We start from the raw sequence: 17,303 nt of genomic DNA on the forward strand, positions 1-17,303 counted from the left end.
CCACATCGCCGGGACGGTTCAAAAAAACGGGGCAGCCAAATGGCTGCCCCGCTGGATTTCAGCTACCTCGGCCTCATGCAGGCCGCTCTTCGCCTGCGTTGGGCCTCCACGTGATCAGCCTTTTCTCTGCGACATCGAGAATGAGGTCGATGATGAGGACGAAGACCGCAAGGATGATGATGCCTGCGAAAACGCCGACCGCATCGAAATTGCCTTCCGACCGGGCAATGAGGTAGCCAAGGCCTGCAGAAGCCCCAAGATACTCTCCGATGATCGCGCCAACCACCGCAAAGCCGACGGAGGTGCGCAGCGACGACAAAATCCAGCTCGCCGCAGCGGGAAAATAGACATGACGCAGCAGATCCGTGCGCCGCGCCCCGAGGATGCGGGTATTTGACAGCACGACCGGATTTACTTCGCGCACACCCTGCATGGCGTTGAAAAAGGTGACGAAAAAGACGAGCGTAACCGCAAGGGCAACTTTCGACCACAGACCGAGGCCAAGCCAGAGAACGAATATCGGAGCCAGGACGACGCGGGGAATGGCATTTACCGCCTTGATGAACGGATCGAGCACGCGGGCGACGAAGGGGCTGAGGCCCAGCCAGACGCCAGCACCTACCCCGAGACCGGTGCCGATGAGATAACCGAGCACGGTTTCGCTGAGGGTAATGCCGACATGCTTGTAGAAGCCGGCATCCGCAACCCAGTCGATCACCTGCCTGACGATATCGTAGGGTGCGGGAAAGAAGAAGCGATCAATGGCGCCGGAGGACACACCGAGTTGCCATCCGCCAAGAAGCACGACCAGGAGAACGACCTGGATGATACGAACATTAACGGCTTGCATAGCTTTTCTCCACTTCGCCGCGCAGGGACGCCCAGATATCGCGATAGAGCGTCATGAATTTCGGATCGAGTTTGATTTCAGCGACGTTGCGGGGTCGTTCGAGATCGACGGGAAAGCTCTCGATGACACGGCTCTTCGGACCCGCAGCCAGAACGACGACCCGATCTCCGAGCGCAATAGCCTCCTCCAGATCATGGGTAATCATGACCACCGCCCGGCGATCCTCCTGCCACAGGCGCAGCAATTCGTTCTGCATGAGATGGCGGGTGTGGATATCGAGTGCCGAGAAGGGCTCGTCCATCAGGATGACCTTCGGCTCGGTAATCAGCGCCTGCGCCATCTGTACGCGTTTACGCTGCCCGCCGGAAAGCTGATGCGGAAAACGGTCGCCAAAACCCTTGAGGCCGACTTTTTCAAGCCATGCCATGACCTTGGCACGCCGCTCGTCCTCGGCAACGCCCCGGAACATCAGACCAAGCTCGACGTTTTGAAATGCGGTCTTCCAGGGAAGGAGGGCGTCCTGCTGAAACAGATATCCGATATTGTTCTGCACGCCCTGGACCGCTGAACCGTCGATGGAAACCGTGCCCTGCGCGGGCTTCAGTAAGCCAGCAATGGCATTGAGGATGGTCGACTTTCCGCACCCGGTCGGTCCGACAATGGAAAGAAACTCGCCATCGCCGACCTTGAGGTTAACGTCTTGGACTGCAACAAACGCACCGAATGCCATGGTGACGTTCTCGATCGCGACCATGGGCTGTGGTTTGAAGTCCGCCACTGGCTCTAGCTTTCTGACTGGGGATGACATGGCGGCCTCTCAGTTTGCAGCCTTCGAAGCCGCGGCTTCGACGAACTTGTTGGTATAGGTGGTGTTGAGGTCGATCGACGCCTTTGCCACTGCCTCGTTGAAGGTCTTGAGAACGGCAAGCGGCGTTTCGAGATCGCCGGGCTCGAATTTGCCGTCTTCCGAGAAGATAGCCTTCGCGGCTTCGACGGCCTTGATGTAGGTTTTCTTGTCCCCGGACACGAAGTCGTCAGGAAGCTTCTCGACGATTTCTTCCGCCGAATGCTGCTTCATCCAGTGCAGCGCCCGTACCGTGGCATTGGTGACCTTCTGGATCACTTCGGGATTCGCGTCGATATACTCCTGGGTCGCATAAAGCACGGAGGTCGGATAGATGCCGCCATAAACATCTTTTGCGCCCTGATCGCTGCGTGCATCAATGAGGATTTTGCCCAGCCCGCGTTCGACGACAATCGTGGCCGCCGGGTCATAATTGACGAGCAGATCGATCTTGCCCTGCTGCAGGGCCGCAACGGCGGCAGCACCCGAGCCGACGCCGATGATGGAGATATCGTTGTCGCTTAAATTGTGCTGCTTCATATAGTAGCGAATGAAGAAGTCCGAGGAAGAGCCCGGCGAGGTGATACCGACCTTCTTGCCCTTGATCGTCTCAGGCTTTGCAGGATCGAAGTCAGTATCGTTCTTGCCTGCAAGAACCAGACCCGAGTTGCGGGCGAGCTGAACGAAGCCCACGACGTGCTTGTTCTGGGACTGCATCTGAATGGTGTGGTCATAAAAACCGACGGCGACGTCCGTGGAGCCGGCGACGAGCGCCTGTAGCACCTTCGAGCCTCCCTGGGCAAAGTTCTCGGTCGTCACATCAAGCCCCTCTTCCTTATAAAAGCCGAGGCTGGCCGCAACGGGGAAAGGCAGGTTGTTGAGGTTGTATGAGCCGACGCTCATTCTGACAGATTCGGCATTGGCGGTTGCCGCCAGCGCACAGAGCGCAGCCGTTGCAAGCAGGTATTTACGCATGAGGGTCTCCTCCCGTTTCGCGATATTTTAGCCACTATGGCCTTGTCTATGCTGCGTCTTCAATCGCAGCCATCGGCTTGGCGAAGGCAAAGCCTTCGAACAGCCTGCGCGCCGTCCTTACAAGTCCGGCTGTTATGGCTCCGTTTCGCATTTCCAGCTGTACATCCAGACGGCCTGCGGGATGTTCGATGCGGATCTGGGTCGGCACGGAAAGCCCTCCTGCCGCACTATAGGCGACGGTGCCTTCCGTTACGGCCGCCGTCGCGATGCCGACAGCGCCGGTTGTCGCGAGGGCAGGATGGCACTCGTTCGGCATGAAATACCTGACCGAAAACGTTCCACCCCGCCGCGCCGGCGCAATGAGCACCGGCTTTGGAATGACCATATCCCGAACGTCTCCCATCCCCATCATCGTTCCAGCCTCGATGCGTATGCGGGTCATCCGTTCAATCAGGTCTCGATTGGCGGAGAGCGATTGCGGATCTTCGTAGCCGGTGACGCCGAGATCAGCTGCCCGCATGAGAACCATCGGAATGGCGCAATCTATCGCCGTTACATCCACCCCGTCGATCACATCGACGGGTTTTCCGGTCGGCAGCAGCCTGCCGGTTTTCGCGCCGGCTGCATCCATGAATGTCAATGCGATGGGTGCCGCAAGACCCGGAACACCGTCGATCGATGCGTCACCAAGATAAATTACCTCGCGGCCCCGCGTCGGCACCTTCGCCTCGATCAGTTTGCCGGTATTCACGTTGTGAATCCTGACAAGCGTATCGTTACCCTGCGCCGGCACGAGCCCCGCCTCAATCGCGAAGGGACCGACGGCGGCCAGCATATTTCCGCAATTGGGGGAATAATCGACATGCTGCCTGTCGGTGCGCACCTGTGCGAACAGATAATCAATATCGGCGCCGGCGACCGTGGAAGGTCCGATGATCGCCACCTTCGACGTAACCGGATTGCCCCCGCCGATACCGTCGATCTGCAGCGGATGGCCTGAGCCCATGATGGACAGCAGAGCCGCATCCCTTGCCGCCGGATCTCGGGGCAAATCGGAAGCCAGAAAGAACGGTCCGCGAGACGTTCCGCCGCGCATCAGCACACAGGGTATCTTCATCAGATCGTTCATGATTAGCCTCAATCTTGCATTTTGCGGATCAATGCGCCGCGTTGTTGCAATATGGGCAAAAGAGTCTAATCTGTTAAATGCAATGTTTTGGAGGTTTATTGCGAAATGAGCATCAATTGCGAAATACTGGATTTGCGCGCATTTCAATCCGTAGTTGAACTTGAGAGCTTTCACAGGGCAGCGGAGGCGCTGCATATCTCCCAGCCGGCGCTCACCCGCCGCATCCAGAAGCTGGAGCAGGCCATCGGCGCACCGCTTCTGGAGAGAACGACTCGACATGTCGCTCCCACCGCCATGGGCCAGGAGGTGATGCCGCTTGTCCGGCGTATGCTGGAAGAATTCGATGGGTCGCTGTTCGCCATGAAAGATGGCGCGCACCGGCGCGGCCTCATCACGATGGCCTGCGTTCCCACCGCCGCTTTCTACTTTCTTCCCACGGTTATCAAGACCTTCAGTCAGCAATATCCAAATATCAGGCTGCGCATCAGGGATTTGACGGCAAATGAGGGGCTGCAGGCGGTTGCGAGAGGCGAGGTGGAATTCGGCATCAACCTGATGGGCAATTCCGATCCCGAACTGTCATTCGAACCGCTCATCGATGACCCGTTCGTGCTGGCGATGAGGAAAGATCACCCGTTGGCAAATTTCGAAACGATTGAATGGAATCAGCTGGAAGCCTATCCGCTCGTCGTCGTGGACCGTTCGAGCGGCAACAGGACCCTTCTAGACGGCGCGCTTGCGAGACACAATCTAAAGCTGAACTGGTTTTATGAGGTGACTCATCTCAATACGTCGCTCGGGCTGGTCGAAGCCGGGCTGGGGATTTCCGTTCTGCCGCGGCTGGCCACGCCGCAGGACGAACATCCATTTCTCATCACCAGGCCGATCGTCAATCCCGTCGTCTCCCGTACGATTGGCATTGTACAAAGGCGAAGCAGTGCCCTTTCGCCCGCCGCGGAAAAATTCGTCCGGCTGCTGCTGGAGACCTGGAAGACACAGTAGTCACCTGATGGGTCGGGGATGCCCGGGAGGGCCCCTGACCCCGCAATCCTGATCTCCTGAAGTCTTGGAAAGGTTTTTCGCCGTCAGGTTTCTTCGAAGCCGATCGTGCCTCGCACAATCCCGTCGACAGCCTTTGCCGGCACGTCCTGCTGTGGCCACCGCTGCAGGGCTTCGTGTCCGGCCTCGGTCAGACCGTAGACTCCCCGGTCGAGTCGTACGAACCAGCCATAAACATTCGAAAGCAGTATCTTCCCGGCATCGGGTATATTGGACCTGACCTCACGCACGCGCATCGGACCCGACGCCAGCGCCACGGCGCAGCCAAGCGCCTGCTGGCGATACGCTGTCATTATTGGCATGCGCGTGCTCCCACCCGCCGTGGGATCGCCCCGCCGCCTCTGGTGTTCCCGCATGAGCCGCGACCGCCGTTTCGGATTGGTTCGCGGCATCGGCGAAACGGCGCCGACGATGATGCTGACGTCACCGGCATCGGAGATTCCCAGCATACCGATCCCGAGCCTGCGGCAAAGATCGCGGTAACGCCTGTCAGCCTCGCGGCCCTTACCCCTGGCAGAGACCCGGGCGGCGATCCACACCTCATCTGCGATAGCCGCGCGATCGACAGCCTGCAAAATGAGCTCCAGATTGAAGCTCAGCTTTAGCTCGCAGATGACGACGACGGGGGGATCGTCATCGCTCAAGCCAACAAGATCACAGCCACCCACTTCGCCCTTGACGGTATAACCCGCCTCTTCGAGGAAATCTTTCACGGGCAGATAAAGCGAAGTTTCCATATGCCTGAAGGTTCACGTGACTATACTACCCCCAGATATATCGATCCGCCTGCACAGGACAACCTCTTGGTTGGCACGTGAAGCGTCAGACCTGATCCAATGAAAGGGTCAGGTCGGCGATAAGATCGTCGGGGTGTTCGATGCCGATTGACAACCGGATCGTGGAATCAAGCACACCGATACGCTGACGGACATCGGCAGGAACGCCTGAATGCGTCATCGTTGCGGGATGAGAAGCAAGGGACTCCGTGCCGCCAAGGCTTACCGCAAGTTTGAATATGTTGAGCGCATTGAGAAATTTGAAAGATGCGGCCTGCCCGCCGACAATGTCGAACGAGAAGGTGGATCCTGCCCCCGAACATTGGGCGGCAAACACCTTGCCAACCGCGGATGCCGGATCGCTGAATGGCAGGTAGTGGATTTTTTCGACCTTGGGATGGGCATTCAGGAATTCAGCCACAAGCCTGGCGTTGCTGTCCGCCCGTTCCATCCTGATTTGCAGCGTCTCCAGGGAACGTCCGAGCATCCAGCACGAGTGCGGATCGAGCTGCGTGCCGATCGCCCCACGTAGGGCCTTCACCTGCTTCATCACATCCTTGCGCCCCAGCGCCGCCCCGGCGATAAGATCGGAATGCCCGCCAACATATTTTGTCAGCGAATAGAGCGAAATATCGGCGCCATGTTCTATGGGCCGCTGGAATACAGGACCAAGAAGCGTGTTATCGCAGGCGATGATCGGCCTGTGCCCCTGCCTTTTGCCAATCACCTCGGCGACTCGGCCTATCATGGCGATGTCGACAATGCTGTTCGTCGGATTGGCGGGGGTCTCGATCAGGATAACGGACACCCTGCCTTTCGCCATCGCCTCCTCTGCCGCCGCCATGACCGAGGTTTCGCTGACACCATCGGCGAAACCCACTGCGGACACGCCGAAATTATGAAAGGTCTTCGCGAGAAGCGTTTCCGTGCCGCCGTAAAGGGGCTGGGAATGGAGCACCGTATCGCCGGGTCGCACGAAGGCGAAAAGCGTCGTCGAAATCGCGGACATGCCCGAGGAGAAGAGCGCACAGCTCTCCGTCCGTTCATAAACTGCAAGACGATCCTCGACGATCTCGCTGTTTGGATGGTTGAAACGCGAATACACGAGACCGGCACCCCTGCCCTCCGGCGGCTCCTTGCGCCCGGAGACATAATCGAAGAAGTCGCGGCCATCTTCTGCCGACTTGAAAACGAAGGTGGATGTCAAGAACACCGGAGGCTTCACGGCGCCCTCCGACAACTCCGGATCATACCCGTAATTGAGCATCTGGGTTTCGGGATGAAGAGCATGGTTGCCGATATGGGTTTTGGACGGATGCGGCGCGGTCATTTCCGATGATCCCTCAGCTGGCGTTGAACTTCCTGCAGGTTACACGCAATGAAGTCGAAATGCCTTGCATTTTGGAGCGTTTATATGCCCCATGAAGCAATATATTGCGGAGAATTGTAATTTATGTCGCAGAAAATTGCAGATCCGATCGACCGGCGGATACTTCGGGAATTGTCCGCCGATGCACGGATCACGAATAACGAACTCGCCGAGCGCGTGGGGCTGTCGGCATCCGCATGTCTACGCCGGCTTCGACGCCTGGAAGAAATGGGTGCCATCAAGGGATATTCCGCCATCATCGACCCGGCGATCGAGGGATGGACCATGACCGCTCTCGCATCCATTCGCCTCAGCCGCCAGCACGATGATGAAATCCGGATGTTCGAAGCGGCGGTTCTTGAGTGGGACGAGGTTCTCGAATGTCATCTTGTCACGGGCACGAAGGACTACATGCTGAAGGTCATGTGCAGCGGACTGGAGGATTACGAGCGTTTCATCAAGGACAAGATCGCGAAGCTGAAATGCGTGGACACCATCGAGACCAGCTTCGTCATGAACACGATCAAGACGCGGCGCATCTGGTCGTCGTAACGCGCGGACAATGTCGCGCTGGCTGCATGCTGTCCGCACCTTCCGGGGGAAATTTTGATCCGAATTAGGGTCGTGGCGGGTTGAGATGATGTACGGCAAAGGGTATCAGGTGCCCCATTCTCGGCGGCTCTTCCGCAAGCAATAAGGCACCTCCTGACATGAACCCGGACTTCCTCGTCACCCATTCCGGCGGCTTCCATGCCGATGAACTTCTGTCGAGCGTTGTGCTGACACGGCTTTTCCCGCAGGCCCGCCTCATTCGCAGCAGGGCACCGGAATGGCTCGCTGCCGGTGCGGACCGCATCATCTACGACGTGGGCGGCGCCTACGACGCAGCAAGAGGAATGTTCGACCACCACCAGCGCGGCGCGCCGTTACGCGATGACGGACAGCCCTACAGTTCATTCGGGCTGATCTGGAAGCATTTCGGCCGCGATTATCTTGCTGCCTTCGGCGTTCCAGAAGACCACATCGAAACCATTCACGCTTCTTTCGATGCCGGTTTTGTGTTGCCTGTTGACCTGGTTGACAATGGGGCGCTCAGCCCCTCGACCGCCGGACCGCTCGCCGGACTGACCCTGCCCGTCCTGCTGGAAACTCTGAAACCCGTTTTTGATGACACCGATCCCGAAGCGGACAATCGCAATTTCCACGCGGCGCTGGGCATTGCCCGCAGCTTCGTTGAGGCAAAAATAACCAACAGTGACGCAAAGTTGCGCGCCGAAGCGCTAGTAAAGCAGGCTATCGTGGATGCTGGCGAAGGGCATGTTCTCGAGTTGCCGATGGGAATGCCGTTCCGGCCCGCCATCGTGAAGGCAGGCGCCGATCATCTGCTCTTCGTCGTTCATCCGCGTAACAACGACTGGTGCCTGACCGGTATCCGGCGCGCCGACGAGGGCTTCGCGTTGCGGGCGGATCTGCCGGCGGCCTGGGCAGGCCTGACTGACAAGGATCTGGAAGCGGTTTGTGGCGTGGAAGGCGCGAGCTTCTGCCATAACGGCCGGTTTGTCGCAGCTGCAAAGACCCGCGACGCCGCGTTGGCCATGGCAGAACTGGCGGTGAAAGAGGCTCTCTCCTTCAGCAACAATGCACCGGCGACAGAGCCGTCAAATGGCGGGATCTGAACGCCTGGCTGCTGGTGCGGTTCGGGCGGGGCAAATCCGCGATCCTGTCTGCATTTTTTAAAACGCGGTTCTCCGCATAGCGTCTGGACGCAAATTTCTGCGGAACAATCTGTAGATGTTGAAGTTACCCTTCGTGAGGAGGAGGACCATCTATGACCAGCAGAGCCATTTTTGCGGGGGCAGCAACTGCCCTGTCGATGCTTTTTTCCACCGCCGCACTGGCCCAGACCGACCTGACGATGTGGTATCACGGCGCAGGCAATGTTGAAGAACGTAAGATTCTGGCCGGCATCATCGAGGACTTCAACTCGTCCCAGTCGGACTGGCGGGTCTCGCTTCAGGAATTCCCCCAGAATGCATATAATGAATCCGTCACCGCTGCTGCGCTTTCCAACAAGCTGCCGGACATTTTGGATGTCGACGGTCCGAACATGCCCAACTGGGCGTGGTCCGGATATTTGCAACCACTGAAGATCGACGAGGCAAAGCTTGCGAATTTCCTGCCCGGCGCCGTGGGCCGGTGGGGAGACAAGCTCTATTCGGTCGGTCTGTGGGACGCTGCCGTGGCGGTTTTCGCCCGTAAATCGGTGCTCGATGAAAACGGTATCCGCATTCCAACTCTTGAACAGCCGTGGACCGGCGAGGAATTCAACGCAGCCCTTGAGAAGCTCGCTGCCAGCGGCAAGTTCGAATATGCCATCGATCTCGGCATGGCCGATAAAACCGAATGGTACAGCTATGCCTTTAGCCCCTTTCTGGAAAGTTTCGGCGGCAGCCTGATCGACAAGGAGAATTATCGAACCGCCGAGGACTTCCTCAATGGAGACAATGCCGTCAAGTTCGGGGAGTGGTGGCAATCCCTGTTCGCCAAGAAGCTTGCCCCCGGGACATCGCAATCACCCGCCGACCACGAAACCGGATTTCTGGAAGGTCGCCACGCCTTGCAATGGATGGGCAACTGGGTTGCGGTGAAGGCTCTGGAAAAATATGGAGACGATCTGCTTTTCCTGCCTGCGCCTGATTTCGGGCAGGGTCCGAAAATCGGCGCGGGGTCATGGCAGTTTGGTGTTTCGGCCACCAGCAAGCATCCCGAAGGCGCTTCCGCCTTCATCGAATTCGCCATCCAGGACAAATATCTCGCGCAGTTCTCGGATGCGATCGGTCTTATCCCGGCCACGTCCTCGGCAGCCCAGATGACGAAGAATTACAAGAAGGGCGGCCCGCTCGAAGTTTTCTTCGAACTATCCAGACGCCAGGGTACGTTGCGTCCTGTCACCCCGGCCTACGCCTTCATCTCGCCGGTCTTCTCCAAGGCTCTTTCCGACATTGCCAACGGTGCGGATGTGGCCGATACCCTCGATAATGCAACGGACGAGATAAACAACAATCTGGAACGCAATTCCGGTTACCAACCCAAATAGGGGCGTGATCGATGGCGCTCTTTTCTTCACAGGGAAAACCGGCCCGGGACAGCTTCACGGGCTGGTTCATGGCCGCACCGGCGGTGGTGCTGATCGGGCTCTTCCTGATCACACCATTTCTGCTGGGGCTGGGTTTTTCCTTCACCAACCAGCGGCTCACATCTCCCAACCCGACGGAGTTCGTCGGCTTTGAAAACTACAGCCGGCTGCTGGGCGTCGGTGTGCTGACGCTCAAGCCGGAAAGGCAGGCCGATGGAAGCATCAGCCGGGATGCGGATGGCTCCATCTCCTATCCGAGAATTCGTAATTTCACCCGCAACAACCCCGACTATCCTCATCTGGACGGAATGCGGGAATATAAGAACTTCAGCTGGGGCGAGAACCGGATCGTCATTCTCGCACGCGACGTCGTATTCCTGACCGCCGTCGTAAACACCCTTTCCTTCGTGGTCGTGGTCGCGCCGGTTCAGGCGGCGCTGGCGCTGTTTCTTGCCCTGTTGGTGAACCAGAAAATCCCCGGCGTCACGATTTTTCGTGCGATCTATTTCATGCCGGTGGTCTTGTCGGTGGTGGTGGTGGCGCTTCTCTGGCGGTTTATTTATGCCGCCGATAATGGGCTCTTGAACAGCCTTCTGAGCTATATGAGTTTCGGGCTCTTCCAGCCTGTCGACTGGCTGGGCAGAACCGATACCGCCTTATGGGCCATTCTGGTGATGTCAGTCTGGCAGGGCGTCGGTTTCCATATGGTCATCTGGCTTTCCGGCCTGCAGACCATCTCGCCCGATCTCTACGAGGCAGCGGACATTGAAGGCGCGAGCCGCTGGCAGAAGTTCCGCATGATAACCTGGCCGCTGCTGCGCAACACGGCCGTACTCGTTATCATCGTCATCACCATGCAGGCTTTTGCGCTTTTTGCGCAGATCGATGTGATGACCAAAGGCGGGCCTCGCGACTCTACGCAGAGCATCGTCTATCAGGCGGTTGAGCGAGGATACCGCCAGCAGGACATAGCCGCGGGTTCCGCAATTTCTGTCGTCCTTTTCCTGCTTGTCCTGTGCATTTCGCTGACCCAGCGCTACCTGACAAGGGAGAAGCAATGATGAAGGCCGGACGCCGCAAAAGTCCCGTTTTTCTCATCGGCAATTACGCGCTCATGCTCGCCTTCGCGGCGATCTTCATCCTGCCCCTGTTGTTCATGGGGTTCTCATCGCTAAAACCGAACGACCAGCTGTTGAGCGATGCGACTTCGATACGAGCCTTCCTGCCGGTCGGAGATCTTTCGCTCGAAAACTATACTGCGGCTTTCGCCCGGGCGCCGATTGCGACCTTCATATTCAATTCCGTTGTGGTAACTGGCGTCACCGTATTTCTCGCCCTGCTGCTCGGCTCGCTTGCCGCCTTCGCTTTTACGTTTTTGAACTGGCGCGGCAAGGACGTTCTCTTCTCTATCATTCTCGCCACGCTCATTATTCCGTTTGAGACGATTGCCGTGCCGCTGCTGCTGGAGGTCAACAATCTGCCATGGATCGGCAGCGGCGGGTTTACCTGGGGTTGGCTCAATTCCTGGCATGTGCAGATCATTCCATGGATCGCGGACGGACTGACGATTTTTCTCTTCGTCCAATATTTCAAGGATCTGCCGAGGGAATTGCTGGAGGCGGCACGCATCGACGGAGCCAGCTGGCTGCGTATCTACGCACAGGTGGTAATGCCGCTCAGCGGGCCGGTGATCGCAACAGCTGCGATCTTGAAGTTTCTCGTCATGTACAGCCAGCAGTATCTATGGCCGCTTCTCGTCACGCAGTCCGAGGCTTACCGGCCGGTTATGGTGGGGCTGCAGTATTTCTTCCAGCTCAACACGCCCTGGGGTGAAGTCATGGCCTATCTCACCATTATTACCCTGCCCGTGCTAATATTTTACCTGTGTCTGCAGAGACTTTTCATCTCCAGCATCGCAGCAAGCGGGATAAAGGGATAGCGTTTTGAAGACTGCCCGGCATCTTAAACCGCAAGGCCCGCCGCCATCCGGTCTTCTCGCGATCCCACGACAATAACATCCTCCTTACCCCCTGCCGGGACGGGCATAATTCCGACAGGGACGCGTGCAACTGCTTTCTCTCAAAAACGGGTTCCAGTCTTTCGCCGCCAGGATTGCCCAGGCAGTAGCGCCGACATGCGGCAGTCTGAAATATTTGAAATCGGCAGAGGTCGAGGCAGGCCCGATCATCAGCCCCGTCGTCAACTCCGGCCCGACAGTGGCATAGACCAGACCATCGGGCGATACCTCAGCATCAATGATGGCAAGCAGGGCTTCGGCGCGCCCGGCGTGGCCTGCATGCTGAAACGCAAGCGCTGCCTGCGCCGTGCCTTCCAGCCAGATGCCGTCCCGGTCATCGTTGAAATCAAAGCCTTCCCCGACCGCATAGTGCCGGTCGATCCATTCCAGCACGCGCTCGGCGCGGCCGCGGAATTCCGGAACGGCGAGGATGGGCCAGAGTTCGGAATCTATTCCCGACTGAGTTAAATTGGGCCGATCGCTGCCGGGCAGGCTACCAACATAAAAACGACCCTGCTGCTCATTCCACATGGCGTCGAGGAACTTGCCTGCCCTGTCCTGCATCGTCCGCCAGGTTTTATCGTCCCCACTCTCGGTGAGCCAGCTGGCAACGGCGTAAACGTCAAGATTGTGCTCCGTCGATTTCCAGTCGAGTTTCACCGGAGACGGTTCGTGGCCGAATGTGCCGCCCGTGTAACCGATGTCGCTGTCACCCTTGGTATATGCATCGATCCAGCGCATGATTTTTGCCGCGGCCTGCAAATAGGCTGGATTGTCGGAGCGCTCAGAGGCGGTAAGCAGGGCAAGGGCCGCCCAGGCGAGATTGCCTGTCGCACTGCCGACCTGATAGCCGTCTTCGACCCAGGCATTGCTGGCGGCATTCCAGAAACCGGGCAGGAGCATAAGCTCCGTTTTGCTGACGACCGGGCCGGAGCGATAGGCGTTGCGCAGGCGGCCATCACTGTAACGGCGGTCACGGTTCACGGCCAGCAGCAGCGCATCGGCAACCCTTGTTGCTTCTGCGTCTTTCCCACATGCAAAAAGAGCGATGGATGCCAGCGCATTGTCATAGGTGAAACCCGTATTCGAAAGCGCCGGATCGAGCGCCTTGCCACCGGGCGCAGGCTCGAAGCTGCGGAACACGAAGGGCGCGGGAGAACCATCCATCTTCCCGGCAAGACCCGCGCATAAGCGCGAAGCGAGCATATCGCGGACGGATCCGGATGCAGCGCGCCCGTCACCTCCAGCCAACACTGTCATGACACAGGACATCAGGATCGCAGGGATGATCGATCTGAGAGGCATGAGCGGAATTCCCGTTTGATCGAAACCTTTCAAGGCGGCAGCCGGCCATCGGGACCGTGTTGTGTCCGGCAAAGTCCTGTTCAATCGCCCCCTGATTAGCTGAAGGCCCTCGCGAGCAACATCTGCATGGATTTTATCAGGTCGCCCTGTTCCGCCACATTTTCCGGTGCAGTGCGGAAAAGCAGCCGCAGGATAGCCCGATGCTGCTCGGCGGTTGCAGCAAGGCAGAATTTTCCGGATATTTGCTGGTCTTTTGTTGCATCGATCTGCAACCAGCCCACCTCCGGCACGAATATGGCCTGCGCTTCTGTAGAAGAAGTGAAACCCGCAAGCGTCACGGTTTCAGTCGACAGTGCCACGATCTTCACCCCTGTCACCGCATTGCCCTGCCGTAATTGTCCGCCAAGGTTTACGCTGATCGGCTCCTCCCTGTCGAAACGCGGCAATTCGATGCAGCAGATAAGGCTGATGAAGGCAATCACCATGGCGACGGCCGACCAGATAAGGTTGAGACAATCGCGCGCCGAAAATTCCACGGGTGCGTCCCATCCATAAACGGCAATCAGCACGGAGATGGCCGAAGCGAGGGTTACAAGGGCAAAGAATAGCGCCGTCGGGCCGTGAACGCGCACCTGTGACCTGTCTCCGCCCTTTTCCGTGACCTTGAAGGGGCGTCCGAAAGGTTTTCGCATGGCCTGAAAAAGCGTGATCGTGATCGGAACGGCGGTCAGTGCGTGTGTTACCTCGGTGAAAAGTGGCAGTGTGCGCTTTCCCGATATCCAGGTGGAGTAGGCCCAGAACAGCGCAAGCGATGACAGGCCGAGTTGCATGAACATCAACTCATCAGCCTGGAGCGCGGAAACGCCGGTTAGCCAATAGATGGAAGGCGCGAGCAGCAGGCAAAGGATGAAGGGTTTCGAAAGCCAGCAGAACAGGCCGTGCAGATAATGCAGCCGCTGCGTCAGGGTAAAATTGCCGCGCCACAGCGGCCCGGTGCGCAAAAGTCCAATCTGGATGGTACCGAGACACCAGCGCGTGCGCTGCGTGATATACTCCGGCAGGCCTTCTGCCGATAATCCGACGCTGAGCTTTTCATTTAGCCAGCGTGTCACATACCCCCGTTCCATCAACCGGTAGGTCAGCAGCATGTCTTCCGAAAGTGCATCATGCGGGAAACCTCCGAGTTCGTTCACCGCTGCCCGCCGCAGAACGAAACTCGTTCCGACGCAGAACGCACAACCGACCGCGTCCTTTGCAGGCTGGAATACGTCGAAGAATACCCGTTGATCATCCACGAAGGAATTGCGGATACCGAGATTATGCTGGATGGGGTCGCTGTTGAAATAAAATTGCGGTGTCTGCACCACGGCCACTTTGGGATCGGCAAAAAGTCCGGTCACGCGTGACAGGAAATTGGCCTGCGGCGCAAAATCAGCATCAAGAACCATGATGAAATCTGAAATTTCCGACAGCGCATTGGTGTGGACAAGCGCATTGTTCAGGTTCCCCGCCTTTGCGTGCTTATTGTCCGGCCGCGTCACGTAATTGACGCCGACTGTTTCGCAATAGTCCCGAACCTCGGACCTGCGCGTATCGTCGCAGACGAAAACGCGCAACCGCGGATATTGCATTGCCTGAGCCGCGACAATCGATTTTTCAAGCACGTTCAAAGGTTCATTGTAGGTGCAGATGAACACATCGACCAGTGGCGCATTGGGATCGCCCGTAATCCCGGCTTCGGCTTCGTCTGCAATGGAAGACCAGTCCGTTCGTCTTGTCAGGATCAGGATCGATCCCATCGCATAAAGCACGGAGATCAGTTCGAAAGTGAAATAGATGTAATTCCAGGCGGTTTCCAGCGAAAGCTCGAAGGGAGGCAGCGTATCGGTGGCGCGCCACAAAATATAGACGCTGAGCGAAAGCAGCACGATGGTGCTGAACGCCAGCCGGTCCAGCGTTCGCCGCGGGTCGGCAAGCATGGTGAACAGGATCGCGCAGAGGGCGATGATGAGATTGACATAAAGGACGGACTGAACATCGCCCTCTGAAGTGAAATACATCGCTTGTCCTCATGGTTGACCGGATACGTCCCAAAAGCCGCGCCCGATAGCGTGCGCGAATGAGGCTGCTTCGACTGTGTGAAACGGGTGGGTCGCCCTGCGGGCGTCGTGGACGCGCCCGCAGGGGCTTGCCCAATCCATGCGGGTGTTAGGATTGGGTGCGCGGTGCTTTCGCGGTGGCATCTGCACCGCTGATCGCATGCTGCGTGATGATATCCGGCTTTGTAGTGGGCGCCGCTATTCCCGGCGGCTGTTGCGGCTGCCCGCCCATGCCCATCTGCTCGAATATTTTCTCTCGTGATGTCTCGATGAGCGTCCAGGCGGCCTGCCTCACGTCGGGCATTTCGCTGGCGGATGCCTGCGCAAACTGGAAGAGGCTTGCCGATGCCTCATGAACATATTCCCGGGTCTTGCCGAGCCATTCGCGCGGCAGACTTACACTCACCCAGGTGCCGACCGAACAGACGCCGTTTCTCATAAACTGGCTCTCGGATGTCCCGGCCATGCGGATATAAGCGTAAAGCTCCCGCCGCTCCGTGGGGGGAAACGGTACGGCATAATCGAGGTCGACGCGTTCGGTGGTTCGGGGCACCAGCCGCTCTACCACCCCGTCCGCTTCCTGCGCCCAGGCATCGGCATTTACCTTTACCCTTGAACCCACGGAAAGGGCCTGCGCCTGACGTTCGGAAAAAATTGCCACGACGAAAGCGTTGCGACAGTCGAGCGCCTCCGCCAAGGTGTCGCCGGCCACCACTTCACGTCCCGTCACGGCAACCGGCTTATAAAGCGTCGTGCCTGGCGGAATGGCGAGATCGGCGCGGGTCAGTCTGTCGATACGCGCGGCCTCCGCGGAGGCAAGCGCTTCGAGTTCGCTTTTCCGCGTCTGCATGGTCGTCATCTGCATCTGAATTTGCAGCAGATCGGCGGACCTCGTGCGGATTTCCTGCTGAAGATTTTGCAGGGATTGCAGGTCGGAACCGATATAGATGCCCTGGCGCGCGAAGCTCATTTCCTTGTTAAGCTTGTCGACGGCAACTTTCGCGGCCTGCAGTTTTGTATCTTCAAGTTGTATCGTATCGGCGATGTCGTCGCCAATTCCGAAATAAACACCCTTGGCAACCAGCTTCTGTTTGCGCACCGCTTCTGCTTTCGCGATGCGGGTCGAATAGGTCACCATCTGCAAAGCAGCCTTTGCCGCTTCAAGGTCGGATTCTGTTCTCTGCAGTAAAGCCGCTTGCTGGCTGAGAAGATCATTGTTCAGATTGTCGACCCGGCTAGCATAATCGCCGATAATCGCGTTTTTCTGGCGAAGTTCATTGTCGAGCGCCGCCAGTTGCACTTTCAGGCCGATCAGAGTGGTGTTGTCGACCTTGTCGTTTTCAACAGCCGCCCTGCCGTTACCGGATATTTTCACCACGCCACTGATGGGGGTCGTCAGCGGAATGACGGGAGCATTGATCAAGGCGCGGTTTGTCTGCGAAGTGAAGACAGGTGGAAACACGGAGGAGGAAAACACTGTGGCGACAACACCGAGAACAGTATATGAGGCCAGCCTGACCGAGGCGCCTTGAGGTTTTTCTTTATCTCTATTGCGGAACAGCATGGCACGAACTCCTGTTTTGTTGAACAGCATTTCCTCCCGCAGTATTAAAATAGTCCATCAAGTTTTTTTGCAGCGCAACATCGTTAAGATTGCATTAAGACATTTTCCGAAATTGCCGAAATACTATGCATCTGCCGGCTTTATGAACGCAAAATTTCACCCATGAAAACTTCCTGGGTC

At 57.7% G+C, this 17,303-nt stretch carries 15 protein-coding genes; 6 read left to right on the plus strand and 9 right to left on the minus strand.

The window, feature by feature from the left end:
- Positions 1-73: 73 nt before the first annotated feature.
- From EYD00_RS17470 to EYD00_RS17485, 4 genes are read right to left on the minus strand one after another with little or no spacing between them, the layout of a single operon-like run.
- The gene (locus EYD00_RS17470) at positions 74-850 is read right to left on the minus strand and encodes an ABC transporter permease (protein WP_004445883.1); all 777 of its coding nucleotides are present in this window, start codon (positions 848-850) and stop codon (positions 74-76) included.
- On the minus strand, positions 837-1,658 hold the full coding sequence (locus EYD00_RS17475) for an ABC transporter ATP-binding protein (RefSeq protein WP_077985811.1): 822 nt from the start codon (positions 1,656-1,658) through the stop codon (positions 837-839). Before EYD00_RS17475 ends, EYD00_RS17470 begins: the two co-directional genes overlap by 14 nt.
- Before the next feature lie 9 nt (positions 1,659-1,667).
- Complete coding sequence (locus EYD00_RS17480) at positions 1,668-2,669, minus strand: ABC transporter substrate-binding protein (RefSeq protein ID WP_022563095.1); 1,002 nt, start codon at positions 2,667-2,669, stop codon at positions 1,668-1,670.
- A 46-nt stretch (positions 2,670-2,715) separates the two neighbouring features.
- The gene (locus EYD00_RS17485) at positions 2,716-3,798 is read right to left on the minus strand and encodes a 4-oxalomesaconate tautomerase (RefSeq protein WP_034497360.1); all 1,083 of its coding nucleotides are present in this window, start codon (positions 3,796-3,798) and stop codon (positions 2,716-2,718) included.
- Between the two features lie 105 nt (positions 3,799-3,903).
- Between EYD00_RS17485 and EYD00_RS17490 the strand changes: the two genes are divergently transcribed.
- Positions 3,904-4,800, plus strand: coding sequence for a LysR family transcriptional regulator (locus EYD00_RS17490; protein ID WP_034497362.1), 897 nt, complete (start codon positions 3,904-3,906; stop codon positions 4,798-4,800).
- Between the two features lie 83 nt (positions 4,801-4,883).
- On the opposite strand, the gene EYD00_RS17495 is transcribed toward EYD00_RS17490, so the two are convergent.
- The gene (locus EYD00_RS17495) at positions 4,884-5,594 is read right to left on the minus strand and encodes a DUF2161 domain-containing phosphodiesterase (RefSeq protein WP_034497364.1); all 711 of its coding nucleotides are present in this window, start codon (positions 5,592-5,594) and stop codon (positions 4,884-4,886) included.
- Between the two features lie 85 nt (positions 5,595-5,679).
- Positions 5,680-6,963: a cystathionine gamma-synthase family protein gene (locus tag EYD00_RS17500; protein WP_004445895.1), complete on the minus strand. Its 1,284-nt coding sequence runs from the start codon at positions 6,961-6,963 to the stop codon at positions 5,680-5,682.
- A 123-nt stretch (positions 6,964-7,086) separates the two neighbouring features.
- On the opposite strand from EYD00_RS17500, the gene EYD00_RS17505 reads away from it, so the two are divergent.
- From EYD00_RS17505 to EYD00_RS17525, 5 genes are all read left to right on the plus strand, one after another.
- Entirely contained in the window at positions 7,087-7,554 is a 468-nt protein-coding gene (locus EYD00_RS17505) for an Lrp/AsnC family transcriptional regulator (protein WP_034497367.1), read from the plus strand.
- Between the two features lie 158 nt (positions 7,555-7,712).
- Positions 7,713-8,678 carry an MYG1 family protein gene (locus tag EYD00_RS17510; protein WP_034497369.1) on the plus strand — a complete coding sequence of 322 codons (966 nt, stop codon included), beginning with the start codon at positions 7,713-7,715 and terminating at the stop codon, positions 8,676-8,678.
- Positions 8,679-8,830: 152 nt separating this feature from the next.
- Positions 8,831-10,099 carry a sugar ABC transporter substrate-binding protein gene (locus EYD00_RS17515; protein WP_034497372.1) on the plus strand — a complete coding sequence of 423 codons (1,269 nt, stop codon included), beginning with the start codon at positions 8,831-8,833 and terminating at the stop codon, positions 10,097-10,099.
- A gap of 11 nt (positions 10,100-10,110) precedes the next feature.
- Positions 10,111-11,199: a carbohydrate ABC transporter permease gene (locus EYD00_RS17520; RefSeq protein WP_034497375.1), complete on the plus strand. Its 1,089-nt coding sequence runs from the start codon at positions 10,111-10,113 to the stop codon at positions 11,197-11,199.
- Positions 11,196-12,077, plus strand: coding sequence for a carbohydrate ABC transporter permease (locus tag EYD00_RS17525; protein WP_081859433.1), 882 nt, complete (start codon positions 11,196-11,198; stop codon positions 12,075-12,077). Before EYD00_RS17520 ends, EYD00_RS17525 begins: the two co-directional genes overlap by 4 nt.
- Before the next feature lie 84 nt (positions 12,078-12,161).
- Here EYD00_RS17525 and EYD00_RS17530 read toward each other — a convergent pair whose 3' ends face one another.
- The 3 genes from EYD00_RS17530 to EYD00_RS17540 form a co-directional block, all read right to left on the minus strand.
- The gene (locus EYD00_RS17530) at positions 12,162-13,460 is read right to left on the minus strand and encodes a hypothetical protein (protein WP_034497379.1); all 1,299 of its coding nucleotides are present in this window, start codon (positions 13,458-13,460) and stop codon (positions 12,162-12,164) included.
- A 95-nt stretch (positions 13,461-13,555) separates the two neighbouring features.
- Positions 13,556-15,520, minus strand: coding sequence for a glycosyltransferase family 2 protein (locus EYD00_RS17535; protein ID WP_034497381.1), 1,965 nt, complete (start codon positions 15,518-15,520; stop codon positions 13,556-13,558).
- Positions 15,521-15,668: 148 nt separating this feature from the next.
- A complete protein-coding gene (locus EYD00_RS17540) occupies positions 15,669-17,123 on the minus strand; it encodes an HlyD family secretion protein (protein ID WP_034497657.1) in 1,455 nt (484 codons plus the stop codon).
- Positions 17,124-17,303 lie beyond the last annotated feature (180 nt).

The sequence above is a fragment of the Agrobacterium sp. 33MFTa1.1 genome (genome assembly GCF_004328495.1).
Lineage (GTDB): Bacteria > Pseudomonadota > Alphaproteobacteria > Rhizobiales > Rhizobiaceae > Agrobacterium > Agrobacterium pusense.